At 70.0% G+C, this 25085-nt stretch carries 31 protein-coding genes and 1 riboswitch; of the genes, 19 read left to right on the top strand and 12 right to left on the bottom strand.

Annotated elements, in window-relative coordinates:
• Positions 1-11: 11 nt before the first annotated feature.
• Positions 12-608, bottom strand: coding sequence for a LysE/ArgO family amino acid transporter (locus AB0I12_RS30465; RefSeq protein ID WP_359935944.1), 597 nt, complete (start codon positions 606-608; stop codon positions 12-14).
• A gap of 73 nt (positions 609-681) precedes the next feature.
• Here AB0I12_RS30465 and AB0I12_RS30460 point away from each other — a divergent pair, with 73 nt between their 5' ends.
• Positions 682-1569 carry a LysR family transcriptional regulator ArgP gene (locus AB0I12_RS30460; protein WP_359935942.1) on the top strand — a complete coding sequence of 296 codons (888 nt, stop codon included), beginning with the start codon at positions 682-684 and terminating at the stop codon, positions 1567-1569.
• A gap of 3 nt (positions 1570-1572) precedes the next feature.
• On the opposite strand, the gene AB0I12_RS30455 is transcribed toward AB0I12_RS30460, so the two are convergent.
• Together AB0I12_RS30455 and AB0I12_RS30450 are read right to left on the bottom strand one after the other, a co-directional pair.
• Entirely contained in the window at positions 1573-2409 is an 837-nt protein-coding gene (locus tag AB0I12_RS30455; protein WP_359935940.1) for a hypothetical protein, read from the bottom strand.
• Positions 2409-2915: a GNAT family N-acetyltransferase gene (locus tag AB0I12_RS30450; RefSeq protein WP_359935938.1), complete on the bottom strand. Its 507-nt coding sequence runs from the start codon at positions 2913-2915 to the stop codon at positions 2409-2411. Before AB0I12_RS30450 ends, AB0I12_RS30455 begins: the two co-directional genes overlap by 1 nt.
• A gap of 64 nt (positions 2916-2979) precedes the next feature.
• Here AB0I12_RS30450 and AB0I12_RS30445 point away from each other — a divergent pair, with 64 nt between their 5' ends.
• Positions 2980-4083 (top strand): ionic transporter y4hA, encoded by a 1104-nt coding sequence (locus AB0I12_RS30445; protein WP_359935936.1) that lies wholly within the window; start codon positions 2980-2982, stop codon positions 4081-4083.
• Here AB0I12_RS30445 and AB0I12_RS30440 read toward each other — a convergent pair.
• The 3 genes from AB0I12_RS30440 to AB0I12_RS30430 form a co-directional block, all read right to left on the bottom strand.
• Entirely contained in the window at positions 4049-5485 is a 1437-nt protein-coding gene (locus tag AB0I12_RS30440; RefSeq protein WP_359935934.1) for an ankyrin repeat domain-containing protein, read from the bottom strand. The two genes, AB0I12_RS30445 and AB0I12_RS30440, sit on opposite strands and share 35 nt — an antisense overlap.
• Positions 5486-5627: 142 nt before the next feature.
• Entirely contained in the window at positions 5628-5987 is a 360-nt protein-coding gene (locus AB0I12_RS30435; RefSeq protein ID WP_359935932.1) for a nuclear transport factor 2 family protein, read from the bottom strand.
• On the bottom strand, positions 5984-7021 hold the full coding sequence (locus AB0I12_RS30430) for an amidohydrolase family protein (protein ID WP_359935930.1): 1038 nt from the start codon (positions 7019-7021) through the stop codon (positions 5984-5986). The genes AB0I12_RS30435 and AB0I12_RS30430 overlap by 4 nt, the downstream gene beginning before the upstream one ends.
• 122 nt (positions 7022-7143) lie before the next feature.
• Between AB0I12_RS30430 and AB0I12_RS30425 the strand changes: the two genes are divergently transcribed.
• The 3 genes from AB0I12_RS30425 to AB0I12_RS30415 are packed head-to-tail and all read left to right on the top strand — an operon-like array spanning position 7144 to position 8636.
• Positions 7144-7575 (top strand): hypothetical protein, encoded by a 432-nt coding sequence (locus tag AB0I12_RS30425; protein ID WP_359935928.1) that lies wholly within the window; start codon positions 7144-7146, stop codon positions 7573-7575.
• Between the two features lie 10 nt (positions 7576-7585).
• Entirely contained in the window at positions 7586-8008 is a 423-nt protein-coding gene (locus tag AB0I12_RS30420; protein WP_359935926.1) for a DCC1-like thiol-disulfide oxidoreductase family protein, read from the top strand.
• On the top strand, positions 7968-8636 hold the full coding sequence (locus AB0I12_RS30415; protein ID WP_359935924.1) for a TetR family transcriptional regulator: 669 nt from the start codon (positions 7968-7970) through the stop codon (positions 8634-8636). The genes AB0I12_RS30420 and AB0I12_RS30415 overlap by 41 nt, the downstream gene beginning before the upstream one ends.
• Here the strand turns inward: AB0I12_RS30415 and AB0I12_RS30410 are convergent, their stop codons facing one another.
• Entirely contained in the window at positions 8637-9146 is a 510-nt protein-coding gene (locus AB0I12_RS30410) for a DinB family protein (RefSeq protein ID WP_359935922.1), read from the bottom strand. It abuts the gene before it with no gap.
• Positions 9147-9525: 379 nt separating this feature from the next.
• On the opposite strand from AB0I12_RS30410, the gene AB0I12_RS30405 reads away from it, so the two are divergent.
• Genes AB0I12_RS30405 through AB0I12_RS30390 form a run of 4 tightly spaced genes read left to right on the top strand, consistent with a single transcriptional unit; the run spans position 9526 to position 13683 of the window.
• The gene (locus tag AB0I12_RS30405) at positions 9526-10917 is read left to right on the top strand and encodes a DEAD/DEAH box helicase (RefSeq protein ID WP_359935920.1); all 1392 of its coding nucleotides are present in this window, start codon (positions 9526-9528) and stop codon (positions 10915-10917) included.
• A gap of 60 nt (positions 10918-10977) precedes the next feature.
• Entirely contained in the window at positions 10978-11889 is a 912-nt protein-coding gene (locus tag AB0I12_RS30400; protein WP_359935918.1) for a hypothetical protein, read from the top strand.
• Between the two features lie 16 nt (positions 11890-11905).
• Positions 11906-12271, top strand: coding sequence for a DUF1304 domain-containing protein (locus AB0I12_RS30395; RefSeq protein ID WP_359935916.1), 366 nt, complete (start codon positions 11906-11908; stop codon positions 12269-12271).
• Positions 12272-12309: 38 nt separating this feature from the next.
• The gene (locus AB0I12_RS30390) at positions 12310-13683 is read left to right on the top strand and encodes an MFS transporter (RefSeq protein ID WP_359935914.1); all 1374 of its coding nucleotides are present in this window, start codon (positions 12310-12312) and stop codon (positions 13681-13683) included.
• Here the strand turns inward: AB0I12_RS30390 and AB0I12_RS30385 are convergent.
• Positions 13664-14305, bottom strand: a complete 642-nt coding sequence (locus AB0I12_RS30385; RefSeq protein WP_359935912.1) for a LysE family translocator — start codon at positions 14303-14305, stop codon at positions 13664-13666. The genes AB0I12_RS30390 and AB0I12_RS30385 overlap by 20 nt on opposite strands.
• A gap of 414 nt (positions 14306-14719) precedes the next feature.
• A riboswitch (cobalamin riboswitch) is annotated at positions 14720-14786 on the top strand.
• A gap of 56 nt (positions 14787-14842) precedes the next feature.
• Between AB0I12_RS30385 and AB0I12_RS30380 the strand changes: the two genes are divergently transcribed.
• The 8 genes from AB0I12_RS30380 (at position 14843) to AB0I12_RS30345 (ending at position 20174) form a co-directional block, all read left to right on the top strand.
• Positions 14843-15040 carry a CbtB-domain containing protein gene (locus AB0I12_RS30380; RefSeq protein ID WP_359935910.1) on the top strand — a complete coding sequence of 66 codons (198 nt, stop codon included), beginning with the start codon at positions 14843-14845 and terminating at the stop codon, positions 15038-15040.
• A 5-nt stretch (positions 15041-15045) separates the two neighbouring features.
• Positions 15046-15798: a CbtA family protein gene (locus AB0I12_RS30375; RefSeq protein ID WP_359935908.1), complete on the top strand. Its 753-nt coding sequence runs from the start codon at positions 15046-15048 to the stop codon at positions 15796-15798.
• Entirely contained in the window at positions 15795-16349 is a 555-nt protein-coding gene (locus AB0I12_RS30370; RefSeq protein ID WP_359935906.1) for a histidine phosphatase family protein, read from the top strand. Before AB0I12_RS30375 ends, AB0I12_RS30370 begins: the two co-directional genes overlap by 4 nt.
• Before the next feature lie 57 nt (positions 16350-16406).
• Positions 16407-17510: an alpha/beta hydrolase gene (locus AB0I12_RS30365; protein ID WP_359935904.1), complete on the top strand. Its 1104-nt coding sequence runs from the start codon at positions 16407-16409 to the stop codon at positions 17508-17510.
• Entirely contained in the window at positions 17507-17878 is a 372-nt protein-coding gene (locus AB0I12_RS30360) for a hypothetical protein (protein ID WP_359935902.1), read from the top strand. Before AB0I12_RS30365 ends, AB0I12_RS30360 begins: the two co-directional genes overlap by 4 nt.
• A 56-nt stretch (positions 17879-17934) precedes the next feature.
• Complete coding sequence (locus AB0I12_RS30355; protein WP_359935900.1) at positions 17935-18324, top strand: hypothetical protein; 390 nt, start codon at positions 17935-17937, stop codon at positions 18322-18324.
• Positions 18325-18555: 231 nt separating this feature from the next.
• A complete protein-coding gene (locus AB0I12_RS30350) occupies positions 18556-19797 on the top strand; it encodes an alpha/beta hydrolase (protein WP_359935898.1) in 1242 nt (413 codons plus the stop codon).
• Positions 19794-20174: a hypothetical protein gene (locus tag AB0I12_RS30345; protein ID WP_359935896.1), complete on the top strand. Its 381-nt coding sequence runs from the start codon at positions 19794-19796 to the stop codon at positions 20172-20174. Before AB0I12_RS30350 ends, AB0I12_RS30345 begins: the two co-directional genes overlap by 4 nt.
• Before the next feature lie 6 nt (positions 20175-20180).
• Here the strand turns inward: AB0I12_RS30345 and AB0I12_RS30340 are convergent, their stop codons facing one another.
• Genes AB0I12_RS30340 through AB0I12_RS30325 form a run of 4 tightly spaced genes read right to left on the bottom strand, consistent with a single transcriptional unit; the run spans position 20181 to position 22771 of the window.
• The gene (locus AB0I12_RS30340) at positions 20181-20558 is read right to left on the bottom strand and encodes a VOC family protein (RefSeq protein WP_355694031.1); all 378 of its coding nucleotides are present in this window, start codon (positions 20556-20558) and stop codon (positions 20181-20183) included.
• Positions 20555-21166, bottom strand: a complete 612-nt coding sequence (locus AB0I12_RS30335) for a class I SAM-dependent methyltransferase (RefSeq protein ID WP_359935894.1) — start codon at positions 21164-21166, stop codon at positions 20555-20557. Before AB0I12_RS30335 ends, AB0I12_RS30340 begins: the two co-directional genes overlap by 4 nt.
• 33 nt (positions 21167-21199) lie before the next feature.
• The gene (locus AB0I12_RS30330) at positions 21200-22048 is read right to left on the bottom strand and encodes a fumarylacetoacetate hydrolase family protein (RefSeq protein WP_359935892.1); all 849 of its coding nucleotides are present in this window, start codon (positions 22046-22048) and stop codon (positions 21200-21202) included.
• Between the two features lie 15 nt (positions 22049-22063).
• Positions 22064-22771: a GntR family transcriptional regulator gene (locus AB0I12_RS30325; RefSeq protein ID WP_355694036.1), complete on the bottom strand. Its 708-nt coding sequence runs from the start codon at positions 22769-22771 to the stop codon at positions 22064-22066.
• A 169-nt stretch (positions 22772-22940) separates the two neighbouring features.
• Between AB0I12_RS30325 and AB0I12_RS30320 the strand changes: the two genes are divergently transcribed.
• Together AB0I12_RS30320 and AB0I12_RS30315 are read left to right on the top strand one after the other, a co-directional pair.
• Positions 22941-24032 (top strand): mandelate racemase/muconate lactonizing enzyme family protein, encoded by a 1092-nt coding sequence (locus tag AB0I12_RS30320; protein WP_359935890.1) that lies wholly within the window; start codon positions 22941-22943, stop codon positions 24030-24032.
• A gap of 13 nt (positions 24033-24045) precedes the next feature.
• Entirely contained in the window at positions 24046-24885 is an 840-nt protein-coding gene (locus tag AB0I12_RS30315; protein WP_359935888.1) for an amidohydrolase family protein, read from the top strand.
• Positions 24886-25085: the final 200 nt, after the last annotated feature.

Below are 25085 nucleotides of genomic sequence, written 5' to 3'. Positions count from 1 at the left end.
CCATTGTGTGATCAGGACAGGAGCATCCAGGTGGCGAGCGTGGTCATCAGGAGGGCGATCGTGGAGTCGAGGAGTTGCCAGGCCCGGGGGCGGGCAAAGAGGGCGGACAGCTTGCGGGAGAAGAAGCCCAGGGAGAAGAACCAGGTGAAGCTGGCGGTGACGGCGCCGAGGCCGTAGAGCCAGCGGCCGTCGGTGCCCCGCTGGTTGGCCAGCGAGCCGAGCAGGACGACCGTGTCCAGATAGACGTGTGGATTCAGGTAGGTGAAGGCCAGACACGTCAGTACGACGCTGCGCAGGGCGGCGGGGGCGTGGTCGGCGGGAGTGATCGAACCGGGCCTGAGGGCGCGTTTGGCGGCCAGGAACGCATACGTGTACAGGAAAGCGGCACCGCCGAACTTGGCGATGTCGAGGGCCAGCTGGTTACGGGTGAGAAGTGCGCCGAGGCCGAGGATGCCGCTGGAGATCAGCAGCGCGTCCGAGAGCGCACAGGTCAGGACGACCGGAAGCACGTGTTCGCGGCGGAGTCCTTGACGCAGGACGAACGCGTTCTGGGCGCCGATCGCGACGATCAACGACAATGCCGTGGCGAAACCGGCGAGGAGGGGCATGTCTTCGACGGTAAGCAGTCGACCTGCTGCAAACCAGCTAAAGATTCTGATGCACCTTTAGGATTGCTTCATCATGCAATTCGACTCCGCACAGCTCGAGACGTTCGTTGCCGTCGTCGACGAGGGCAGCTTCGACGCCGCCGCACGGCGGTTGCGCATCACGCCGTCCGCGGTCAGTCAACGGATCAAGGCGTTGGAGAGCCGGCTCGGTCAGGTCGTGGTGATGCGCGGCCGGCCGGCCCGGGCGACCGCGGCGGGCGCCGCGCTGCTGCGACTCGCCCGTCAGGTCTCGCTGCTCGAGCTGGAGGCGATCGCCGCCGTCCGCGGCACGATCGACGCGCAGCGGATCCCGATCGCGGTGAACGCGGACTCGCTCAACAACTGGTTCCTGCCCGCGATGCTCGACCTGTCCCGGACCCATGACGCCCGGTTCCTGGTCCACCAGGAGGACGAGGAACACTCGGCGCAGTACCTCCGCAACGGGACGGTCCTGGCCGCGGTGACCGCTGATCCGCGCCCGGTGCAGGGCTGCCGCGTCGTCCGGCTCGGGAAGATGCGCTATCTCCCGCTCGCCACCCCGGAGTACGCCGAACGCTGGCTGCACGGCAAACCGCTGCCGGAGGCGCTGGCCGAGGCGCCGATGGTGGTGTTCAACGAGAAGGACGTCCTGCAGCACCGGCTGGTCCGCAAGGTGACCCGGCGGAAACTGGATCCGCCGTCGCACGCGGTCCCGGCGTCCGCGCCGTTCCACGAGGCGGTCCGGATCGGGCTCGGCTGGGGGATGATCGAGGATCAGGTAGCCGGCCCCGAGCTGGCGGCCGGCCGGCTGGTGGAGGTCGCCCCGGGCAAGTACATCGACGTGCCGCTGTACTGGCAGCACTGGAAACTCGAGTCCGGCATCCTCGACGCGCTCACCGCCGCGGTTCTCCGGGCGGCCGACGCGGGCCTTCGGACCTCGTAGAGGTCAATCCCAGCGCAGGGCCATCGGGTTGTCGGCGGGGATCAGGCCGTCCGACATCAGGATCGCGCTCAGCGGACGGACGAGGTCGTGCAGCTCGGTGGCCAGCTCGTCGCCGAGTGCCTGCCACCCCTGGTCGGCCAACGAGTCCGTGGTGTCCTCGACCTGCTGCCGCAGCGCTCGGCCGCGTTCGGTGAGAGCTCCGTCGGTGTCGAGCAGTCCTCGGCTTCGCAGGTCGTCCGATGCGGCCGCCCACTCGTCGTCGCTCCAGCGGCGGTTGAGCTGGAAGACCTCCTTCGAGGGTCCGCCCGCCGCCGAGATCGTCACCAGTGCCTGACACGGAGTGAGACCGGCGGCGACGAGGGTCGCGACGTGCCCGTCGCCCCGTGATTCGCGCAGGATCGTGGTCGCCTGCCACAGCGCCAGATGCGGCTCGTCCGGCCAGTCCAGCGCCGCGTTGGCGGCCGCGATCGGCCGGCCGGCGATCGGGGCGAGCTCGGCCGCGCGTCGCCCGAGCTCGGCCGGGCGGTCGAACGACCCGCTCGGGAACAGCCGCCGTACGGCGGCGTCCACCGCCGTCAGCCGGGCGTCGAGGAGCTGGGCCGGGGTGGCGTAGCTCCAGGCGTCCGGGAGTGAGCGCGCGACCATCGCAGGGTGGAAGTTGTAGAACACCGCGGCCACGAACTCCGGCCCGACTGCGCCGAGGGGCGCTGAGCGGCAGCCGAAGTAGCTCATCCACCCGCCCTTCAGCCCGAGCGCGTCGGTCGCCTTCCGCGTCTCGGGCGCGAAGTAGGTGATCGCGTGGTACGGCTCCAGCGCCTTCCACATCCGGCGCGCCCTCATCATGGGAGTGGGCGGTACATGACGTGCAGGCCGACGTACCCGAGTTTGGGGTGGTCGAAGGCTTCCGGGACGGTGCCGGCGATCCGGAAGCCGAGGGACTGCCACAGATGGACGGCGGGCTCGTTCGTCTCGACGACCGCGTTGAACTGGATCGAGCGGAACCCGGACCGGCCGGCCCAGGCGATCATGTCCTCGCAGAGCAACCGGCCGACGCCCTTGCCGCGGGCCTTGCCGTCGACCATGAAGCTGGCGCTGGCGACGTGGGCGCCGGGACCCGGGCGGTTCGGGTACATGTTGGCGCTGCCGAGAACGGTGCCGTCGGCATCGACCGCGACCGTTGTCCGGGCCAACGGCGAGCTGGACGGCGACATCCAGAGAGCGCGGGCCTGCTCCTCGGTGAGGTCCGGATCGTACGTATAGGTCTCCCGCGCGGTGACGATCTCCCGGAAGAACGGCCAGATGGCCGGCCAGTCGTCGGCGGTCGCTTCCCTGATGTCAACAGTCATATTGGGAGAAGCATCACCCGCGACGCGCCGGATGCCAAGGGGATTCCCGATAGGCTGTCTGAGGATGAGAAACTCCGTGACCCAAGGTTTGCCGCGCTGGACGCTGGCCGTGCCGCTGCTCGCCTTCGTCGACCTGATCGGGACCTGGCACCGCAACCTCGGCGCGGTCTTGCTGATCCTGGTCTGTCTCGGTCTCGGCGCCGCGGTGATCGCCGCCGTGCACCACGCCGAGGTCGTCGCGCACCGGGTCGGGGAGCCGTTCGGCACGCTGATCCTCGCGCTCGCGGTGACGATCATCGAGGTCGCACTGATCGTCACGCTGATGGCGTCCGGCGGCGACAAGGCCGCGTCACTGGCCCGTGACACAGTGTTCGCCGCGGTCATGATCACCTGCAACGGGATCCTCGGGCTGGCGCTGGTCGTCGGCTCATTGCGGCACCGCGTGCAGGAGTTCCGGGTGCAGGCGTCGTACTCCGCGCTGTCGGTGACGACCGCGCTGGTGACGCTGAGTCTGGTGCTGCCGACGTTCACCACGAGCGCGGAAGGGCCGCAGTTCAGTTCGGCGCAGCTGGCGTTCGCGGGCGTGACGTCGCTGGTGCTGTACGGCGTGTTCGTGTTCATCCAGACCATCCGGCACCGTGACTACTTCCTGCCGGTGGGGGCGGACGGCGCGGTCGACGAGGACGAGGACCATCACGCGGCCGCGCCGAGCGGGAAGACCGCGCTGCTGAGCCTCGGGTTGCTGTTCGTCTGCTTGATCTCGGTGGTCGGGCTGGCCAAGACCGTGTCGCCGAGGCTCGAGTCCGCGGTGGAGTCGGCCGGCGCGCCGCTGGCCGTCGTCGGTGTGGTGATCGCGCTGCTCGTGCTGCTGCCGGAGACGGTTGCCGCTGTGCGTGCCGCACTGCGCAACCGTCTCCAGACCAGCGTCAATCTGGCGCTCGGGTCAGCGCTCGCCAGCATCGGCCTGACCATCCCCGCGATCGCCGTCGCGTCGATCTGGCTGAGCGGCCCGCTCGTCCTCGGGCTCGGCGGCAAGGAGATGGTGCTGTTCGCGTTGACCGTCGTGACCGGGCTGTTCACCCTCTCGACCGGCCGGGCGACGCTGTTGCAGGGCGCCGTTCACCTCGCCGTGTTCAGCGCGTTCCTGTTCCTCGCTGTAAGCCCCTGAGGTAGTCGATCACCGATTGCTGGTGACTGTGCTCGGCCCAGCTCAGAGCGTCGCCGTTGTAGTTCGGATCGCGCAGAGTCGGGTCGGCGCCGAGTTCGACGAGTTTCCGGACCGTCTCCAGGTGGCCGTTGAGCGCCGCCCGGTGGATCGGTGCGGCACCGCCGGAGATCCGGCTGAGGTCGAATCCCAGTCGCTGCAACGGTTCCATCGCCACGGCACGACCTACCTCGGCGGCGCGAACGGGCAGGTGCGGTGTCCGGGCCACCGCGCGGGCGGCGAGTTCGGGATCGACGTCGGGCAGCTCACCGCGCATCGCGGCGGCGTACACCTCGTGGATCTCGTCCAGCGGCGCCGCGCCCCTCGCCCGGAGCAGGTCGGCGATCTCGGTATGGCCCTGGACGGCGGCCAGTTCGTATGGTCGATGTCCGCCGAAGACCGGATGCCGGGTACCGACGCCCTCCGGATCGGTGCCCTGGGCAAGCACCACCTCGGCCCGGTGGGTCAGGCCGGCCCATGACGCGAAGACCAGTTCGTCCTCGAGCAGTTGTCGCGGGGTCGGGTGTGCAGCAGTCAGCCGGGCGTGCCACGGGCCGCCGTCGCCGCGCCCCAGCCCGTACTCCAGCAGGAGCTCCAGGTGTACGTCGTCGTACGGCGGGGGACACCCGGGGCCGCAGTTGTACATCGTCTGGCTGTCGTTCGGGTCGGCGCCGGCATCGAGCAGGAGCCGAGCCAACTCGACGCGATGCCGGTGCGGCGGCTGGTCGCCTTCACCGCGGCCGAAGACGCCGGTGAGCGCGGTGAACGGTGACGGCAGGCCCTGCCACAGGTAGCCGGCGTTCGGGTCGGCGCCGTGCTCGAGCAGGAGCCGGGCGATCTCGATCTGGTTCGGCGCGTCGAGACGGCTGTAAGTGAGGTAGAGAAGCGGCTCCCAACGGTACGGCCCGCCTTCCGAGCTCGCCTGGCTGAAGTCGATCCCGTCCAGGTCGCCGGCCACCACCTGTGCATAGATGTTGCTCTGGGCAATCTCCGGGTAGCGCTCGAGAAGGTCGCGGGCGGACCGTTGCCGGGCCGGATCGTCCTCCCCGTAGTGCAGTGTCGCGAGCCGGAGGAACTCGTCGGCACGCTCCGCGGGCGTGTCCAGCGGGCCGCCGACCGGTTGCCGGTGCGGTGAGCGGCTGTAGCGGTCGACCAGCTCCAGATGCCGCACGATCCGCGGCCAGCTGGGGAACCCGTAGCTGCGCGCGATCACCAGTTGGGCGTCCGCCAACGTCTGCACGGAATCGAACTCGGCGGCCAGTGCGACAGCGGCGCTGTCACCGGCGCGGACCTGTTTGAGCAGGGTCTTGGCCTGACCGCGCAGATGGTCGAGGTGCGGGTCGTTCGGAAGATTCCGGGTCGGCATCGCCGACCTCCTCTCTACGAGCCTGCTGTCCGCATCGTCAGGCGAGAAAGGAGGTCAAGCGGTACTACGCCCTGATTCTCAGGTGGGCTGAGCCCTTCCCGCGGACCGGTGGCGCCCTGAAGCGCCTAACCGGCAGCGTAGCTCAGCGCGGCTTCTCCATCCACCACTCGGTGAACTCGAACGCGCGGTCCTTCTCCAGCCGGATCACCCAGAGGTTGCTGAACTCGCCCGGCGGATTCGTCAGGTACGTCGTCCAGCCGCGGACGAAGCCGACGCCGTCCCCGAAGCCGAGCACCTCGTACTCGAAGGTCGTCTCGCCCGGCGCGTCGGAGACCTCCAGCCACGCCGCGACGATCGCCTCCCGGCCGGTCACCGGCGCGTCGTCCGGCCGCCGGTACCAGGCGGCGTCCTCGGTCCAGAGCGCGGCGATGTCCTTGGGATCGTTGCTCTCCCACGCCTTCCGGTACTTCTCGACCCAGCGGTCGAGATCCTTCTCCTTCACCCGATCCGCCTGCCGTTCAGGACGACGGCCGTGGGTCGTGCCAGTACGCCGGGGTGCTCGCGCGGGTCGGCGTCGTACGTGACGAGGTTGCCGGCGCCGGTCAGGCCGAGGAAGTCCTGCGCGCCGGTCGATGCCGCGGTGAGCGCCTGCTCCACGGTCAGCCCGTGCTTGACGAGCAGGTCGATCTCGCCGGCGACCGTGCCGACCACGTCCGATCCGGTCAGCACGCGCACGCCGTACCGTTCGGCCAGCGGCAGGATCGACGCGAGGTACGCCGATCGCTCCTCGCGGCGGGCCGTGCGCTCCGGGGTCTCGTCCGGGCTCGGCCCGACCGAGGCGCAGAGCGTCGGCGTCCACGCGCCGCCGCGGGCGCCGAGCGCCTGCAGATCCTGCTCGGTGAGCGCCGTACCGTGCTCGACCGAGTCGATGCCGACCCGGATCAGCTCGCTCACGTGGTCGGTGTTCACGTGTGCGGCGACCCGGACGTTCCGCGCGTGGGCCAGCCCGACCATCGCGGCGACCAGCTCGACGTCGTACGACGGACTCACCTTGCTGCCGCGGATCGGGCCGTCCGGGCCGACCTCGGGGAAGTCGCCGACCAGCTTCAGCCAGGTCGCGCCGTCGGCGATCTCGGCCTCGACCGCGGCGAGCAGATCCTCCGGCGCGACCGGCTCGTACGCCTGCGGGAAGTAGCGGCCGTCCGGGGCGAGGAACCGGCCGGCCGCGAGGACGAGTGGGCGGCCGTCGTCCGCGGTCCGGGCGAGCCGGAGCGTGACGTCCCGATTGCCGCCGACATCGCGGACCGCGCTCACCCCGGCGCCGGCGAGTTCGCCGAGCCGCTCGTCGGCGTAGTCCGCGCCGCGCAGGACCGGCCCGTTCGCGCCGGGGGCCATCGTCAGGTGGCAGTGCGAGTCGACCAGGCCCGGTACGGCGTACCGGCCGGGCAGCTCCTCGCCGGACGGGTCCGGCCCGAACGTCAGGCGGGCGGTGTCGCCGGAGGGCAGCACGGTTCCTTCGAAGACCCAGGTCGTCATGCGGGCCATTCTCGCCCCGGACGAGATCCAGATCACGTGACGCTCGACTTGAACATGTTCAAAACGGCGGCGTACGGTCAGGGCATCGACAATTTGAACATGTTCAAGAAGTGGGGAGAACGATGGACATGACGGTCACGACGTACCTGGTCTACCTGCTGATCGCGGTGCCGTTGACGATCTGGGTGGCGCGCACGCTGAGCCGGAACGGGCGGATCTTCCTGGTCGACGTGTTCCACGGCAACGCGGAGTTCGCCGACGCGGTGAACCGGCTGCTGGTGGTCGGGTTCTATCTGATCAACCTCGGGTTCGTGACGCTGTTCCTGCGCAGCGGGCGGCCGGTGCTGGACGCGAGCGGCGTGTTCGAGCAGTTGAGCGTGAAGCTGGGGATCGTGATGCTGGTGCTCGGCGTCGTGCACCTGACGAATGTGTGGATCTTCAACAAGATCCGCACCCGCAGCCGGCTCGACTCGATGACCCGCCCGCCGGTGCCGCCGAACGACACCGTCCAGCCGCTCACGATGACCGAGCAGGCCGCTCGGTACGGCTATTGAAGGCCGCCCGGTGCGTGAGCTGACCGTGCTGTACGACGCCCGCTGCGGACTGTGCCGGCGGTTCAAGGACTGGCTGGCAGCCCAGCGGCCGGCGCCGGACGGGTACGGCGGGGTGGTGCGTCTGCGGTTCGTCGCGGCGGGGTCGGCGGACGCGCGGGCGCTCTACCCGACCCTCGACCACGCGGCGACGCTGCGGGACGTGACGGTGGTGGCCGACGACGGGGCGGTGTACGTCGGGGATCGCGCCTGGATCGTGTGTCTGTGGGCCACGGGGGACCACAGGCACACCGCCGTCCGGCTGGCGAGTCCGGCGATGCGGCCGGTCGCGCGGGCGATCGTGCAGGCGGCGGCTGGACTGCGGCGGGTGAGTGGAGGTGATTACGCTGACGGGTGTGACGGACAGTGCGACCGCGAAGGGCGAGCAGACGCGTGAGCTGATCCTGTCGACGGCATTGCGGTTGTTCCGGGAGCAGGGGTACGGGAAGACCACGATGCGTGCGATCGCCAACGAGGCGGGCGTGTCGGTGGGAAACGCGTATTACTACTACGGCTCCAAGGACCACCTGATGCAGGCGTACTACGACCTGCTGCAGGACCAGCACCGCGAGGTGGTCGAGCCGATCCTCGCCGCGGAGAAGGCGTTCGTGCCGCGGCTGGCCGGCGTACTGCGGGCCTGGCTGGACGTGGCCGCGCCGTACCACGAGTTCGCCGGCACGTTCTTCAAGACCGCCGCCGATCCGCGCAGCCCGCTGTCGCCGTTCAGCGACGAGTCACGACCGGCGCGGGACGCGAGTATCGACGTGTTCCGCCGGGTGATCGACGGGTCCGATCTCAAGCTCCCGACCGACCTGAAGTCCGAGCTGCCCGAGCTTCTCTGGCTCCTGCAGATGGGCGTGGTCCTGTTCTGGGTGCACGACCAGACCGACGACGTCCGCCGTACGCGCGTCCTCGTCGACCGGGCGGTCCCGCTGGTGGACCGCCTGCTGCGGCTGACCCGCATCCCCGGCGTCCGCGGCGTCACGAACGACGTCGTCGCCCTGATCCGGTCGATCAAGCCCTAGCTATTCGCCGGTGGCGCCGTCGATGGCCTGCCGAAGCAGGTCCGCGTGGCCGTTGTGGCGCGAGTACTCCTCGATCATGTGTAGATAGAGGTAGCGCACCGAGTGCAGCGGCTCCTGGCCCGGACGCAGGAACGTGTCGTCCAGCGAGTAGTTCGCGGCCAGCGCGTCCGAGGTCTTGATGATCTGGCGGAAGTCCTCGAGGTCCTCCGCGACGATCGCCGGATCGACGTGGTCGAAGTCGCCGTCGGGGAACTCGCGGCTCCAGTACTTCGGCGGCGAGTCGTGGTCTGCCAGCGCGCGGTGGAACCAGTACTTCTCGACCTCGCTCAGGTGCCGCACGAGTCCGATCAACGACAGGCTGGCCGGCTCCACGGCGCGCTGGACGAGTTGTTCGTCCGTCAGCCCGGAGAGCTTCCACAGCAGGGTGCCGCGGTGGAAGTCGAGGAATCCCTGCAGGAGCGCACGCTCGTCGGCGACCGTGGGTGGGGCCGCCCGGAACTGTTCCGTCACGTGCCGAACCTAGCCTGTGTGAGGAGCATCCCGCGAGTAACGGCCTGTCGGTGCCGTAGACTGGTTCCGACGGCCCGCCCAGTTCTGCCTCGGGCCGGTGAGCGCAACTACAGTGCGCCAGCAGTCGACCACCACGCGCCGCGGCCCTCGGCCGCGCCGGGCAGGACGACCCCCCGATCTTTGGAGTACTTCTATGGCGGCCCGCCGCCCCACGTCTACAACCACGCCCAATCCATCCCAGCAGTCCTCCGGCGACCGGTCCGCGAAGACCTCGCGCGACGGGCAGTCGCGACCGCGGCGCCGCCGCCGTTCGAGTGCCGGACGCAGCCAGTCCACCGGAGCCGATCGTCACGTCGAAGTTGCTGTCAGCAACGATGAGGTGACGGTTGCCCCTGACAACCGAACGTTCGCGGAGCTCGGCGTCCCCGACCGGCTGGTCGCCGCCCTGGCCACGGCCGGTGTGACCAAGCCGTTCCCGATCCAGGCGGCCACGTTGCCGGATTCACTGGCCGGCAAGGACGTTCTCGGTCGCGGCCGGACCGGCTCCGGCAAGACGTACGCGTTCGTCCTGCCGGTCCTGGCGAGGCTCGCGGCCAGTGACACGAAGCGTCGCGCGAATCATCCGCGGGCGCTGATCCTGGCCCCGACCCGCGAGCTCGCGACCCAGATCCAGGCCTCGATCAGCCCGCTCGCCGAAACCCTCGGCCTGCGCTCGATGACGATCTTCGGCGGTGTCGGCCACGGCCCGCAGATCAACGGCCTGCGCAAGGGCGCCGACATCGTCGTCGCCTGCCCGGGACGGCTCGAGGACCACGTCCAGGCCGGTCACGCGAAGCTCGGCGCGGTCGAGATCACCGTGCTCGACGAGGCCGACCACATGGCCGATCTCGGGTTCCTGCCCGCGGTCCGCCGGATCCTCGAGGCCACCCCGGCCACAGCTCAGCGGCTGCTGTTCTCCGCCACGCTGGACGCCGGCGTCGACGTACTCGTCCGGCGCTTCATGACCGACCCGGTCACGCACAGCGTGGACTCGGCCCGGTCGCCGGTCGCGCGGATGACGCACCACGTCCTGCACGTGAAGCCCGACACGCGCCTGCCGGTGCTCGTCGACCTGACCGCGGCGCCGGGCCGCACGCTGGTGTTCACCAGGACGAAGTACGGCGCCAAGGCGCTGACGAAGAAGCTGATCGCCCAGGGCGTCCCGGCTGTCGAGCTGCACGGCAACCTGTCCCAGGGCGCCCGCACCCGCAACCTCGAGGCGTTCGCGGACGGTTCGGCGCGGACCCTGGTCGCGACCGACATCGCGGCACGCGGGATCCACGTCGACGGCGTCACGCTGGTGATCCACGCCGACCCGCCGATCGAGCACAAGGCGTACCTGCACCGCTCGGGCCGGACCGCCCGCGCCGGCGCCGAGGGTACGGTCGTCACGCTGATGACCGACGAGCAGGTCCGCGACGTCCGCGACCTGACTCGCAAGGCCGGCATCGCCGCCACGGTCACCAAGCTCGCCGCCGGCGACGCGCTGCTGTCCGAGCTGGCGCCCGGCGAACGCACGTACGTCGAACCACCGGCCAAGCAGGAGCCGGCTCCGCGGCAATCCACCAGGCGGCCGTCGCGCAAGCCGGAGGCGGCCCAGCGCGCGTCCGCTAAGGCTGCGCAGGCCAAGGACTCTGCGGGCACCCGGGCTGGGAATGGCCGGGCGGCCGGTCCCGGCCGTCGGTCCTCTCGCCGTGGGCGTCGTCGCCCCGCCGGTCAGCAGGCAGCCTGAGGTCGAGCCGACTGTCGGGTTACGGTTCCACTGCTGGTGCCGTGACCTGACAGAGAGGCCATGATGCGGATCCGAACGGTCCTGAACGACCTTGTGCCGGAAGCGCTCGGCGTGACCGATTCGCACGACCACCTGTTCTTCCGGTCGGCCCTGATCCCGGGGCAGGAGCTGGACGACGAGGCGGCGGCGATCGCCGAGGTGCGCGCGTTCGCGGACACCGGCGGCCAGGCGATCGTGCAATGGACCCCGCACGGGCTGAACCGCCGGGCCGGCCTCCTGCCCGGGATCTCCACCGCCACCGGGGTTTCGATCGTCGCCGCGACCGGCCTGCACCGCTGCGAGCACTACCCGGACGGGTACGTCGACAAGGTCCGCGACCAGCTGGCCGAGATCTTCGTCCGCGAGCTGACCGACGGGATCGGCGACACCGCGATCCGGGCCGGGCTGATCAAGGTGGCCGGCGGCTTCCACGTGCTCGACGCGCACGCCGAGCTCGTGATGCGGGCCGCGGCGGAGGCCCATCACGCGACGAACGCGCCGATCGCCGTCCACCACGAGCTCGGTTCGGCCGCGGACGCCGTACTCGATCTGCTCGTCGACACGCTCGGCGTGCATCCGGGTGCGGTGATCCTCGGGCACCTCAACCGGTTCCCCGATCATCGTGGGCATCTCGAGCTGGCGGAGCGCGGCGCCTGGCTGGCGTTCGACGGGCCGTCGCGGGCCAACAACGCGACCGATCCGCGGCTGACCGACTGCCTCGCCGCGCTGATCGACGCCGGGTACGCGGACCGCCTGCTGCTCGGCGGTGACACCACCACGGCGCGCGCCCGGTCGACCGCCGAGGGGCCGGGGATGCCGTACCTGCTGACCCACCTCAGGCCGCGGATCACGCGGTACTTCGGCGCTGACGTCGCGGACGCCGTGTTCCGGAACAACCCAGCGCGCGCCTTCGCCACGGATTGGCGGGCGTAGCGGTACGTTTCCCGCCATGAGCGTGATCGCGCAGGTCTTCGTCGTACTGGCCGGTGTGTTCCATGTGGTCGTGTTCGCCCTGGAAAGCGTGCTGTTCCGCAGGCCCAGCACCTACCGCCGGTTCCTGGTGAAGGACACCGAGGTGGAGGCGGCCCGGCCGTGGGCGTTCAACCAGGGCTTCTACAACCTGTTCCTGGCGATCGGTGCGCTCGGCGGCCTGATCTGGGGCGGCGACAAGGGCCACGCCATCGCGCTCTTCGCGTGCGCGTGCATGGCCGGCGCCGGCATCGTCCTGCTCGCCTCCGACCGGCGGATGGTGCGCGCCGCCGCGACCCAGGCTGTGCCACCGATCCTCGCACTCGTGCTCGCCGCGATTCTCTAGTTGACTTAAAGTGCACTTGAACGGCGATGGTCGTCGTCATGACCATCACTGCCGAGCCGGCCGTTGAGACCGGCGGCGTCCTTTCACCGCGGTACCGCGCCCTGACCGTCGGGATGGTCGCGCTGATCACCCTGGTCGCGTTCGAGTCCCTGGCGGTCGCGACCGCGATGCCGACCGTCGCCCAGGCGCTGGACGGCCTCAGCCTGTACGCGCTCGCGTTCGGCGGCCCGCTCGCTTCCGGCGTGGTCGCGATGGTCGTCTCCGGCACCTGGAGCGACCTGAAAGGCCCGACCCGACCGCTCTGGCACGGTACGGCGTGGTTCCTGGCCGGCCTGCTGATCGCCGGCCTGGCACCCTCGATGGAGATCCTGGTCGCGGGCCGGATCATCCAGGGCTTCGGCTCCGGCCTGCTCACGGTCGCGCTGTACGTCGTCGTCGGGCAGCTGTACCCGGCGCGCCTCCGCCCGCGGATCTTCGCCGCGTTCGCGACCGGCTGGGTCGTGCCGTCGCTCGTCGGGCCCGCGATCGCCGGGCTGATCGTCGAACACACCAGTTGGCGGCTCGTCTTCCTGGCCGTCCCGGTGATCGCGGTCCCGGCCGCACTCGTGATGCGTCCCGGCCTCGCCCGCGGCAGCGCGTACGACGTACGGCAGGGGAAGCTGTGGGACAAGCGGGCGCTGTGGGCGATCGCGGCCGCTGTAGGTGTCGGCCTGCTGCACTACGGCGGGCAGCAGCGTGGCGCCGTCCAGCTGGCTTTGCTGGCGATCGGTCTGGCCGGGGTGATCGCGTTCGGTCCGCGGCTGCTGCCGCCCGGGACCTTCGCCTTCGGGCGCGGGCTGCCGTCGGTGATCGCGCTACGCGGGCTCGTCGCGGCGGCCGGGTTCGGCGCCGAGGTGTTCCTGCCGCTGATGCTCACCCGCGAACGCGGCCTGTCGCCGGCGCTCGCCGGACTCGTCCTGACGGTCAGCGCGCTGAGCTGGAGCGCTGCGTCGTGGTACCGCGGCCGGCCGAACCAGCCGTTCTCACACGCGGTCTTCCTGCAGGCGGGCATGCTCGCGATCCTGCTCGGCATCGTGACCGCGGCGCTGACGCTCGACCCGCACGTACCGGTGCTGGTCGGCATCCTCGGCTGGAGTCTGACCGGCCTCGGGATGGGGACCGTGTTCCCGACTCTGTCCGTGCTGGTGCTGGAGTACTCCGAGCGCGACGAGCAGGGCGCCAACAGCTCGGCCCTGCAGCTCAGCGACTCGTTGTCTACAGCAACAATCTTGGCGATCGGTGGGTCGCTGTTCGCGGCGCTGGAGCCGCATTCCGCGATGACGGCGTATCTGGTCGCGTTCGGACTCCCGGCGTTGCTGGCACTGCTCGGCGTCCCGGCGGGACGGCGTACGGCTATTCCTTCGAGCCGGTGACCGCGATGCTGGCGCCGAGGCCGATGATCATCAGGCCGCCGGTGCCGCCGACCAGCTCAAGCCGGCGCGGCGAGCGCGCGAACCACTCCCGCGCCGTGCCGGCCACGACCGCCCAGACGCTGTCCGAGCAGAGCGCGATCAGGATGAAGATCGTCCCGAGCACCAAGATCTGAGCCCACGCCGGCGCAGCCGCGCCCTTGTCCACGAACTGCGGCAGCACCGCCGCGAAGAACACCGCCGTCTTCGCGTTCGTCACCCCGACCAGGAACCCCTGCCGGATCGTCCGACGCGTCGTGCTCGGCTTCGCCGTACCCCGCATCGCCTCGACCAGCGACTTCCGCGAGCGGAACGCCTGCACGCCGAGATAGATCAGGTACGCCGCACCCGCCAGCTTCACCACCGTGAGCGCGACCGCACTCGCCGCAATCAACGTCCCCAGCCCGAGCGACACCGCCCCGAGCAGAATCGCGGCGCCGAGCGTGTTCCCCACCATCGTCAACACGGCCTCCCGCCGCCCGACCGCCAACGCGCGACCGACGATGAACAGCACACTGGGGCCGGGGACGACGATGATGATCAGCGCGGTGATCGCAAACGCGACCAAATGATGAGCGGACGGCATGTCGCTCAGGATAGGCCGCCCCACGCGCACTCCGCAGGTGCTTACTTTGCCGCGGGGCCCCTCAGCGCACTTGCTTCGCGCGCTCCGCCCCGCCCCCGCTTGGCGCGGGTGTCGAGTCGGCTTCTGGCTGGTCGCGGCCTTCGACCCCGAGTCGTGGCGTTTGGCTCCCAGGCCCTGCGCCGAGTCGTGGATATCGGTCCGTTCTCACCGCCAATCTCCACGACTCGACGACCCCGGCCGGAACGCGTGGCCGGCAGTACCCGCGCCGCGTGGGTCGGCCGTACCCGCACGCGTGGGTCGGCTGTACCCGCACGCGTGCTGCGCAGGTGGGATTGGTCACCGGCGCGCCGGGGTGCGTTGACCGGGGGTTGGTGGGGACCTTACGGTTCGAGGGTCAACCTGCGGTGCCATGAGGGAAGCCGGTGCGAATCCGGCGCGGCCGCGCCACTGTGATCGAGTTTCGGCTCGTAAGTCAGGACGCTCGGGCATCGCAGCCTTTCGAAGGGGACGCGCACTTCCCCAGGAGGTTCAGTTCAGATGGCAGCTCCTGCCCGCTCGGTCGCCGTACCGGCTCTTTCTCCCAGGCTCCTCGCCGTCGCGCTGCTCAGCGTCGGCCTGATGTTGCTGCTCGCGTATCTGGTCGGGTTCGACCAGGGTGCGGTGTCTCGTTCGGGAATGTTCCTGCACGAGCTGATGCACGACGGTCGGCATCTGCTCGGCGTGCCCTGCCACTAGATCAGATGCGCACCTTCGGACAGCTCCTGGTGCGCGGACTGATCGTCGGACTCTTCGCCGGCCTGCTGGCCGGAACGTTCGCCTACGTGCTGGGCGAGTCGCGTGTCGACGCGGCGATCGCGATCGAAGAGGCCGGTGCCGCGCACTCCCATGACCATGACCAGGCCCATGAGCACGGCGACGACCACGAGGAAGAACCGCTGGTCAGCCGCGAAGGCCAGAAGGCCGGTCTGTTCCTCGCGACCAGCTTGTACGGCGTGGCGCTCGGCGGCCTGTTCGCCGTGGCGTACACGCTGCTGCGTCGCAAGCTCGGCACCGGCAACGACGCGTACGCTGCGCTCGGACTCGCCGCGGCGGGTTTCGTCGGCGTCGTACTGGTCCCGTTCCTCAAGTACCCGCCGAATCCGCCCGCGATCGGTGATCCGGAGACGATCACCAAGCGGACCGTCACGTATCTGCTGACGCTGGTGATCGGCTTGCTCGCGGTCTGGGCCGGTGTCGCGCTGTCCCGGTGGGCGGCGCGGTACGGCGAGGTGGCCCGGCTCGCGGGTGGTGTTGCCGGGCTGGTCGTCACCGTGGTGGCGGCGTACCTGATTCTGCCGCGGATCAACGAGGTTCCGGAGTCGTTCCCCGCTACGCTGCTGTGGCAGTTCCGGTTCGCCTCGCTCGGTACGCAGGCGACGCTGTGGCTCCTGCTCGGATTCGGGTATGCGGTCGCGGTGGACCGCCGGCCGGCCCGAGAAAAGGTAGCGATGTGACGGGGTTGACCTTGGTCGCGCACGCCTTGACGCCTGCGCTGCGTGGACTCGTGCTCGGTGGTGACGCCGAGCCGGATCGGGCGAGTGTCGAGACGGCACGCGAGCTGAAGCTGTCTGCGGATGCGGCGTACGCCGGTCCGGAGCGGGCCGCCGTACGCACGGCCGCGGCGCTCGGGCTCGACCCGGTGGTGGAGCCGGCGTTGCGCGATCGCGAGTACGGCGACTGGGCCGGACGCGGGCTGGAGGAACTGCTCGCGTCCGATCCGTCGGGCGTTGCGGCGTGGCTGGATCGGCCGCACACCGCGACACCGAACGGCGAAACCGAGAACGACGTGATCGCCAGGGTCGCCGACTGGCTGGGCGACGTCGCGGCGCGGGACCACGGCTCGGCGGTCGTGGTCGTCCACCCGGCGATCGTCCGCGCGATCGTCCTGTACGTCGTGGACGCGCCGGCGGAGTCGCTGCGCCACGTCGACGTACGCCCGCTCGCGGCGGTCAACCTCTCGCACCACTCGGGCAACTGGTCACTTTCCCTGGCCCCCTGGAGCTGACAAACTGCGGGTGGCCCGGTTACACGCCCAGGTGACCGGCTGTCACGGGGAGTCACTATGGCTGAGTCCGACCAGCTTGCCGAGCGGTTCCGTGCGAATCATGCCCTGCTCGTCGCCGCCCGCGATCGTTTGCAGAGTGCGGTCGACGCCGAGACCGCGACCGATGCGGACAAGAGGCGGCTGGCGACGATCGAGGAGCTGCTCACCCCGGTCACGGTGTCCGAGCTGGATGCCGACGGCAACGTTATCGAAGTGCAGCGGCCGCGACAGTTCTACTCGGTGGACCCCGACGGCCAGGGGCGTGCCGTGGAGGTGCTCGGCGACCTCCAGCAGGCGCAGAACGTCGCGGTGCTGGTGCCCGGCATGGGGAACAGCCTCGACACGTTCCGCGGACAGTCGGACCGCGGCGACCTGATCAAGCAGGAAGCCGGCCCGGGTACGGCGGTCGTGGTGTGGCTCGACTACGACTCGCCGCAGGGCCTGGTGGAGGCGGCGAGCAAGGACGCGGCGATCGAGGGCGGTCCGCGGCTCGCGGGGTTCGTCACCGAGCTCGACGAGCTGAAGTCCGAGGACGCCGAGGTCACGCTGGTCGCGCACTCGTACGGCACGGATGTGGCCGCGCAGGCGGTGATGGCGGGCGCCCGGCCGAAACGGCTGGTGATGACGGGATCGCCGGGGATCGCGAAGTACGTCGACGAGGCCGCGGACTTCGTGCAGCCGCCGACCCGGTTGTACACCGAGCGCGCGCCGGGCGACTACGTCTCGTACTCGGAGTGGCACGGGCCCGATCCCGCGACCTTCCCGGACGCGATCCGGATGGCGACCGCCGACCCGCGGGGCGACGACCCGGTGTCGGTGCACTGGCACAACGAGTACTACCGGCCGAACAGCGAGGCGCTGCGCAACATCGGCCGCGTGGTCCGGGGCGATCTGGGGCACATCACCACCACGAACACCAGCCGGGCGACCGAGACCAAACTCTTCCTCGGTACGTCGTGGGGCGGTGCGCTGAACGGTGTCGCGGGCGCGGCGTCGAGGGTGTACGACGGAATCGTGGCGCTCACCAAGCCGTCGAAGCAGTCGGCCGGATCGGCCGCCGGGCAGACCGCGGCGCACCGGACGAACAGCGCGGCACGAGGCTCGGAAGGGCGGCAGCGATGACGAGCGACCGGGAGTTCCTGCGCAGCGAGTTGCTCGCGGTGGCGGAAGCCGTCGTACCGGATCAGCGTCCGGTCGTCACGCACGATCCGGGGCCCGTGAATCCCGGCGTCCTGTTCGACGGTCGCGGCACGGCCACGGTCTGCCGGGTCACCGTCGAGACCGGCAACCCGAAGGCGCCCGACCCGTCCGCGACGGTCGACGCCGCGGCCGCGACACTCCGCGCGCGGGGCTGGACCGCGGACGTCGTACCGGAGGAGGACGGTCACTATCGCGTCGCGGCCAGCCGCGACGGCTTCGACGTCGCCGTCCACGCCTGGGCGACGGACTGGCGGATAACGTTCACCGGGGAGACACCGGTCGTTTCTTGACGGCCGAAACGCGGCGTGTCCTCGCGAGCCTTGGCCGCACGGTGTATCACGGAAGCGTGACCCTGACCGAAGCCCGCAACTTCCTCCGCTCGGAACTCCTCGCGGTGGCAGCCACTGTCGTCCCTGACCAGAAGCCGACGGTGACGCAGGACGTCGGCCCTGTCGACCAAGGTGCGCTGTCCGACGAGAGCGGACCCGAGTCGGTCTGCACGATCACCGTCGAAACCGGCGATCCGACCACCGCGGCCCCCGATCCCGGGGCCCAGATCGGCTTCGCCGCCGAGACCCTGGAGTCCCGCGGCTGGAAGGTGACCGTGTCCGAGCCCGTCGAAGGCCGCCACGAACTCACCGCCCGCCGCCAGGGCTACGACCTCACCGCCACCGCCCGGACCACGGACTGGCGCCTGACGTTCACCGGCCAGACACCGTACGTCGACGAACTGTAGGACGACCTCCGACCGGACCTAGGCCCTGTCTGGTTCTCCATCGCCTACTGCGGGGCACTCGGCACGGCACCTCGCCGCACGGGTGCAAAGGCCACGATGCTCCGCATCGAGACCTTCGCCCCCGCACGCCGATGCACCGCACCGAGCACCTCCTCGCTACGGCGCTGGAGAACCAGACAGGACCTAGGATGCACCGGCAAGCGTTTGTCGCCGTGTCTGGTGAGGTGAGGGATGTCCGAGGACCTCGATGCGCTGCTCCTGCGGTTGCGGGACCTGCCGGACGACCGGGCGGTCGCGGAAGCGGACGCGTTCTTCCGGTCACTGCCCGTCGAGCAGGCGATCGCCCTGACGGAGAGCCGGCCGGAGCAGGTCGGGCCGTTGGAGGGCGCGCCGCCCGAGCTGCGGTACCGCGCCAACCACCTGATCCTGGTCGCCGCGCAGCAGCGGCTGCACACGCTGGTCGAGAACCGGCAGGCGACCCTCGCGCAGCGCCGGCGGCTGGTGACGCTCAACGAGATGCTCGAGCCGGCCGGGAAGCGCCTGGACGTCGACGCCGACGGCAATCGTGTCGAGGTGGACGTTCCCCGGCAGTTCCTGCTCGTCGACCCGGAGGGTCAGGGCCGGATGATCGAGGTCCAGGGCGATCTGCGGACCGCCAAGAACATCGCCGTCCTGGTGCCGGGGATGAACAACGACCTGGAGCGCGTGCGGGCGCAGTCGGTGCGGGCGAAGGAGATCGGTGAGGAGGCCGGACGGGGGACGGCGACGATCGTCTGGCTCGGGTACCACGCGCCGCTCGGGCTGACGCAGGGCAGATCCACCGAGAGTGCCCGGGCGGCGGCGCCGTTGTTGTGCCGCTTCCAGGAGGGGCTCGCGACGGTGCGATCGCCGGGCGCGAAGGTCACGCTGATCGGGAACAGCTACGGTGCACAGGTCGTCACCCGGGCGATGATGCAGGGCGCTCGCGCTCATCGGTACCTGTTGACCGGCAGCCCCGGCGTCGACCCGAGCGTCACGTCGGCGGCGCAGCTGACACCACCTGGTACCGAGTTCTTCGCGGTGGCGCGATCGCGCGGCGACTACGTGTCGTACGCCGAGCAGCACGGCCCCGATCCCGCGTCGTTCACCGACGCCGTACGGATCCAGACCGACAACGAGCAGGTGCAGATCACCGGGCACATGGCCTACTTCGCCAAGAACAGCGAGTCGATGAAGAACGTCGGCCGGATCGTCCGCGGCGAGCTGGGCGCCGTGACGCTCGCGGCTCGGACGACGCCCGCCGAGGAGACCCGGATGCTCGGGATGTCCTGGGCCGGGCCGTTGCGTACGCTCGGGCAGTCGCCGGTGGTGGTGCCGATCTCGAAGGCGTTCGACGGACTCGCGATGCTGCGAACGGTCGCGTCGACCCCCTCGAGGAAGACTGTCCTCGACGGAACCCCGCGTTCGCGGCAGCAGGAAGGACCTGAACGATGACGTTGACCGAGGCCCGCGACTTCCTCCGCGCCGAACTGCTCACGGTCGCCGCGGCCGCCGTGCCGGGCTTCGAGGGCATCGTCGCCCATGACGTCGGGCCGGTGGATCCGGGCGTGATGTCGGACGGCAGCGGGCCGGACACGGTCTGCTCGATCACGGTCGAGAACGGCAACCCGTCCGTGGTCGACCCCGCCGGCCAGGTCGCCGCGGCTGTCGCCGCCCTGGCCGCGCGCGGCTGGCAGACCACCGCCGCGCCGGTGGAGAACGGTCACCACCGGGCCACCGCGCAGTACAACGGCTTCCAGGTCACCGTCCACGGGTGGGACGACGACTGGCGCCTCACCCTCTCCGGCGAGACGCCGTCGATCCCGGAGTAGAGCCGGTCAGCTGGTTGCCGCGCGCTCGGCGGCGCTGCGGAGCACGCAGAACTCGTTGCCTTCGGGGTCCTGCATGACGACCCAGCCGGTGCCGTCGGCCTCGCGGCGGTCGTGGGCGATGGTGGCGCCGAGAGTGAGCAGCCAGGCGACTTCCTCGTCGCGGGTGGTGTCCGGCTCAAGGTCCAGGTGGGCCCGGTTCTTGACCGACTTCTCGTCGTTGTTCTGCTCGAACAGGACCGTGAGGCCGTCGGTGGGCACGGAGGCGTACGGGTCGCCGGGCTGGTCGTCGTCGGGACGCTCGGCGCGCAGGACCTGCAGCCAGAAGCCGGCGAGCTCGTACGGATCGTGGGCATCGAACGTCACCGTTCGCACGCGAGAAGTCATGCCGCAGAGGCTACTTTCCCGAAGAGCAACCGGTCCTCGGGAAGCTCCGACGGGTACGGCGTGAAGCCCGCGGCGACCGCCAGTTCGGTCAGGGCCGGGGCCGTCCAGCGGTGGACGTGGATGTTCATCGGATGCCCGCCGTACCCGGAGGTCTTGTGGGTGGACTCGGTGCCGACGTGGAACCCGAGCAGCAGCACGCCGCCGGGCGCCAGAACCCGCTGGAACTCGGCGAACGCCTGCGGCACGACGTCGCGCGGCAGGTGGATGATCGACCACCAGGCCACGATGCCCGCGACCGAGCCGTCCGGGAGGTCGAGCGCGGTCATCGAACCGACCCGGAAGTCCAGGTCCGGGTGGTCGCGGCGCGCGACCTCGATCATGCCCGGGGACAGGTCGATCCCGACAACCCGCAGACCGCGCGCGGCCAGCGAACCGGTCGTCCGCCCCGGCCCGCAGCCGACATCCAGCACCAGGCCCTCAGGCACGACGAGCCCGGCGATTAGGTCGAACGCCGTCTCCTCGCCGTCGGCGCCATCCACCACCAGTTCGGCGTACGAAACCGCGACGTTGTCGTACGAGGTGCTGATATCAGCCAGATAGTCGGTCACCCGGCCGACCCTAGAGCCGGCCGGGGACAGTTTTCAGGCTTTGCCGAGGGACTGTTTCTGCCGGCCGAGACCCTCGATCTCCATCTCCATCTCGTCACCCGGCGACAGGTACGGGAACCGGCCGGACAGCGCCACGCCCTCCGGCGTACCGGTGTTCACGATGTCGCCGGGGCTGAGCACCATGTACTGCGAGAGGTCGCGGATCAGCGCGGCCACCGAGAAGATCATGTCCGAGGTGTTCGAGTCCTGGCGCGGCTCGCCGTTCACCCAAGAGCTCAGGTTCAGGTTGGTCGGGTCGACCTCGTCGGCCGGCACCAGCGCCGGGCCGAGCGGGTTGAACGTCTCGCAGCACTTGCCCTTCGACCACTGGCCGCCGGAGACCTCGATCTGGAAGGCGCGCTCGGACACGTCGTTCGACACCGTGTAGCCGGCGATGCAGGCGAGCGCGTCCTCGTCGGTCTCGACGTAGCGCGCCTGCTTGCCGATCACCACCGCGAGCTCGACCTCCCAGTCGGTCTTCGCGGAGCCGCGCGGCACCAGCACCTCGTCGTACGGACCGACGACCGTGTTCGGGTGCTTGAAGAAGACGATCGGCTGCTTCGGCGGCTCGGCGCCGGACTCGGCGGCGTGCGCCGCGTAGTTCTGGCCGATGCAGACCACGGCGCCCGGCCGCGCGACCGGGGCACCCACCCGCAGGCCCTCCGTCTCGGCGACCGGCAGCTCGCCGGCCTCGAGCGCGGCGCGGGTCCGGGCGACGCCGTCGGCGGCCAGGAACGCGCCGTCGATGTCAGCGGTCAGGGGGGTGAGGTCGTGAACGGTGCCGTCGGCGGCGCGCACGTACGGGCGCTCCTCGCCGACCGCGCCGAGGCGGAGCAGTTCCACAGGTGTCTCCCTGGATCAGTCAGTCTTGGTCGAGGCGTCGAACATGGGCCGCAGACGGGCGCGGGAGGCCTCGATGTGCGACCGCATCGCCGCGGACGCCTCCTCCGGATCGCCCTTGCGGACCGCGGTCACCACTGCCTTGTGCTCTCGCAACGCCTTCGTCGCGATGCCGCCACCGTAGTACAGCCGGAACAGGTGCAGGTGGCAGTGTGTCCGCTGGAAGGACAGCCGGGCCGTCTCGTTCCCGGACAGCTCCAGCACCAGGTCGTGGAACCGCTGGTCGTGCGCGGCCATCGCCCGGTAGCTCTCGTACGACGGACGGTCCGGGACGTCGGTGTAGCTGAGCATCTCCGCCTTGAGCCGGGCCAGGTCGTCGGTGCCGGACCGCTCGGCGGCGCGCCCGGCTGCCCACGGCTCGATGTGCAACCGGTACTCGAAGAGGTCCTCGAACTCCGCGCGGGTCAGCCGGGACGACACCCGGTACCCGCGCAGCGGCTCCTTGATCACCAGGCCGTCGGACTCCAGCCGGGCCAGCGACTCCCGGATCGGGGTCTGCGAAATGCCCAGCTCACGGGTCAGTGCATCGATGTTCAACCGGGTCCCGGGCTCGACCACGCTGTCCATGATCAGGCCCTTGACCGTCTCGTAGACGTCGTCGCTGAGCACCTGACGCTGGGGCAGGCGGGTGAGCTGCCCGGCCAGACCTACATGCGCATCCGTCACCTTCGCTCCTCCCTGAAATGCATTCTGCCCGACCTAGAGGCCCCGCAAAGAGATGGCGCCTGCTGCGCGCCGCATCTCTTTGCGCGACCTCTGCAGTCCGTCTTGACGCGTCCAGTGTGAAGCGGCAGCATCAGGATGCGCAATATCCTATAGGATCTTGGGAGGCAATGTGAGTACGGCGATCGTCCGGGCCGAGGCCTATCTCGTCGACCTCGAGGTCGAGACCGTCCGGACCGACGCCGTTCAGTCGTTCCTCAAACAGGAGACGATCTTCGTCTCGCTGACCACGGCGGACGGGCTGACCGGGCTCGGCTACTCGTACACGATCGGCACCGGCGGCACCGCCGTACTCGCGCTGCTCCGGGACCACCTGCTGCCCCGCCTGGCCGGCGCGGACGCGCGCAACGTCGAGGCGCTCTGGTCGGATCTGTTCTGGTCCACCCACGCGACGACCGTCGGGGCGATCACCTCCTTGGCACTGGCCGCCGTCGACACAGCACTCTGGGACCTGCGGTGCCTGCGGGCCGGAGAGCCGCTGTGGCGGCTGGCGGGCGGATACCGGCAGCGCGTGCCGCTGTACGACACCGAAGGCGGTTGGTTGCACCTGACAACCGATGAACTGGTCGCCGGCGCGCTGGCCTCGCAGAAGGCCGGCTGGCCCGGCGTGAAGCTCAAGGTCGGGAAACCGCGGGTCCACGAGGATCTGGAGCGGCTGCGGGCCGTCCGGGACGCCGTCGGACCCGCGATGGACATCATGGTCGACGCGAACCAGTCCATGACGTACCCCGAGGCGCGTCGCCGGGCCGCTGCCTTCGAGTCCGTGGACCTGACCTGGTTCGAGGAGCCGCTGCCGGCCGACGACGTGACCGGGCATGTGCGGCTCTCCTCGGGGACCTCGATCCCGATCGCGGTCGGTGAGTCGCTGTACTCCGTGTCGCAGTTCCGGGAGTACGTCGCCGTCGGTGGCGCTGGGATCGTCCAGGTGGACGTGGCGCGGATCGGCGGCATCACGCCATGGCTGAAGGTCGCGCATCTGGCGGAGACGTTCAACCTGTCGGTGTGCCCGCATTTCCTGATGGAGCTGCACGTCAGCCTGACGGCCGCCGTACCCAACGGCCGGTACGTCGAGCACATCCCGCAACTGCGGGCGATCACGTCGACCGAGATGGATATCGTCGACGGGCACGCGGTCGCTCCGGACACCCCCGGTCTCGGAATCGACTGGAACCAGGACGCCATCGACGACCGCCGGGTCGGATGAGGAGAGGCTGCCGATGAGCAAGGTGGACGCACATCACCACGTCTGGGACCTGACCGTCCGTGAACAGTCGTGGATGGTCGGGCCGGAGCTGGACCCGATCCGGCGGAACTTCTCCCTGGAAGACCTGGCGCCGTTGGCCGTGGCGGCGGATGTTTCGGCGACGGTGCTCGTGCAGACCGTCGGCCTGGTCGAGGAGACCGTCGAGTTCCTGGAGCTTGCTGCTGGCAACGATCTGGTGGCAGGTGTGGTGGGGTGGGTCGACCTCACCGCGGACGACATCGGGGACGTGCTGGACGGTCTGCTGGCGCGGCCGGACGGCTCGTATTTGAAGGCGATCCGGCACCAGGTCCATGACGAGCCGGACGTCGATTGGTTGCTGCGTCCCGACGTACAGCGGGGGTTGGCGGCTGTTGCTTCGGCTGGTCTTGCTTATGACTTGCTCACCAAGACGCCGCACCTTCCCGCCGCGATCCAAACCGCGCGCAATCTGCCGGAGCTGACCTTCGTCGTCGACCACATCTCCAAGCCCGTCATCGGCGAGCCGCTGTCGCCCTGGGCGTCGCACCTTCGCGAGCTGGCGTCCCTCCCCAACGTCACCTGCAAACTCTCAGGCATGGTCACCGAGGCCCCGTGGACCACCTGGAAACCGTCAGACCTCCAGCCGTACGCCGATGTCGTCCTGGACTCCTTCGGCCCCGACCGCGTCATGTTCGGCTCCGACTGGCCGGTCTGCCTACTGGCCGCGACGTACGCCGAGGTAGCCGAAACCGCCCAAACCCTCACCGCTGCCCTCACACCCACCGACCAAGAGGCCGTCTTCGCGGGCACCGCTACCCGCACCTACAACCTGTAGATCCCGCCGCGCGGTCGACAACAGCAGCCCCGACGCCCGGCCACAGATGGGAGACTTGGCGAGATGGAACGACGGGCGAGCGCGCCACACGGCTGGTATCGGCGCGTCGCGTTGGTTGGAGTCGGCAACGGCGCGATCCAGCCACGCACGCTACCCTCGTCGGCCGATCGTCCACAGAGCGACACTCGGGCACTTGGGAT

It is taken from the genome of Kribbella sp. NPDC050459 (assembly GCF_040655315.1).
Classification (GTDB): Bacteria; Actinomycetota; Actinomycetes; order Propionibacteriales; family Kribbellaceae; genus Kribbella.
This window is presented reverse-complemented; position numbering and strand designations above follow the sequence as displayed.

What these genes read in the sequence shown, in the direction of transcription:
- AB0I12_RS30440 (WP_359935934.1), bottom strand. Translation starts at nt 5,485, where the DNA reads ATGCCGACCCGGAATCTTCCGAACGACCCGCACCTCGACCATCTGCGC.
- AB0I12_RS30315 (WP_359935888.1), top strand. Translation starts at nt 24,046, where the DNA reads ATGAGCAAGGTGGACGCACATCACCACGTCTGGGACCTGACCGTCCGT.
- AB0I12_RS30340 (WP_355694031.1), bottom strand. Translation starts at nt 20,558, where the DNA reads ATGACTTCTCGCGTGCGAACGGTGACGTTCGATGCCCACGATCCGTAC.
- AB0I12_RS30350 (WP_359935898.1), top strand. Translation starts at nt 18,556, where the DNA reads ATGTCCGAGGACCTCGATGCGCTGCTCCTGCGGTTGCGGGACCTGCCG.
- AB0I12_RS30360 (WP_359935902.1), top strand. Translation starts at nt 17,507, where the DNA reads ATGACGAGCGACCGGGAGTTCCTGCGCAGCGAGTTGCTCGCGGTGGCG.
- AB0I12_RS30345 (WP_359935896.1), top strand. Translation starts at nt 19,794, where the DNA reads ATGACGTTGACCGAGGCCCGCGACTTCCTCCGCGCCGAACTGCTCACG.
- AB0I12_RS30460 (WP_359935942.1), top strand. Translation starts at nt 682, where the DNA reads ATGCAATTCGACTCCGCACAGCTCGAGACGTTCGTTGCCGTCGTCGAC.
- AB0I12_RS30385 (WP_359935912.1), bottom strand. Translation starts at nt 14,305, where the DNA reads ATGCCGTCCGCTCATCATTTGGTCGCGTTTGCGATCACCGCGCTGATC.
- AB0I12_RS30365 (WP_359935904.1), top strand. Translation starts at nt 16,407, where the DNA reads ATGGCTGAGTCCGACCAGCTTGCCGAGCGGTTCCGTGCGAATCATGCC.
- AB0I12_RS30375 (WP_359935908.1), top strand. Translation starts at nt 15,046, where the DNA reads ATGCGCACCTTCGGACAGCTCCTGGTGCGCGGACTGATCGTCGGACTC.
- AB0I12_RS30445 (WP_359935936.1), top strand. Translation starts at nt 2,980, where the DNA reads ATGAGAAACTCCGTGACCCAAGGTTTGCCGCGCTGGACGCTGGCCGTG.
- AB0I12_RS30450 (WP_359935938.1), bottom strand. Translation starts at nt 2,915, where the DNA reads ATGACTGTTGACATCAGGGAAGCGACCGCCGACGACTGGCCGGCCATC.
- AB0I12_RS30380 (WP_359935910.1), top strand. Translation starts at nt 14,843, where the DNA reads ATGGCAGCTCCTGCCCGCTCGGTCGCCGTACCGGCTCTTTCTCCCAGG.
- AB0I12_RS30455 (WP_359935940.1), bottom strand. Translation starts at nt 2,409, where the DNA reads ATGAGGGCGCGCCGGATGTGGAAGGCGCTGGAGCCGTACCACGCGATC.
- AB0I12_RS30465 (WP_359935944.1), bottom strand. Translation starts at nt 608, where the DNA reads ATGCCCCTCCTCGCCGGTTTCGCCACGGCATTGTCGTTGATCGTCGCG.
- AB0I12_RS30395 (WP_359935916.1), top strand. Translation starts at nt 11,906, where the DNA reads ATGAGCGTGATCGCGCAGGTCTTCGTCGTACTGGCCGGTGTGTTCCAT.
- AB0I12_RS30425 (WP_359935928.1), top strand. Translation starts at nt 7,144, where the DNA reads ATGGACATGACGGTCACGACGTACCTGGTCTACCTGCTGATCGCGGTG.
- AB0I12_RS30390 (WP_359935914.1), top strand. Translation starts at nt 12,310, where the DNA reads ATGACCATCACTGCCGAGCCGGCCGTTGAGACCGGCGGCGTCCTTTCA.
- AB0I12_RS30430 (WP_359935930.1), bottom strand. Translation starts at nt 7,021, where the DNA reads ATGACGACCTGGGTCTTCGAAGGAACCGTGCTGCCCTCCGGCGACACC.
- AB0I12_RS30400 (WP_359935918.1), top strand. Translation starts at nt 10,978, where the DNA reads ATGATGCGGATCCGAACGGTCCTGAACGACCTTGTGCCGGAAGCGCTC.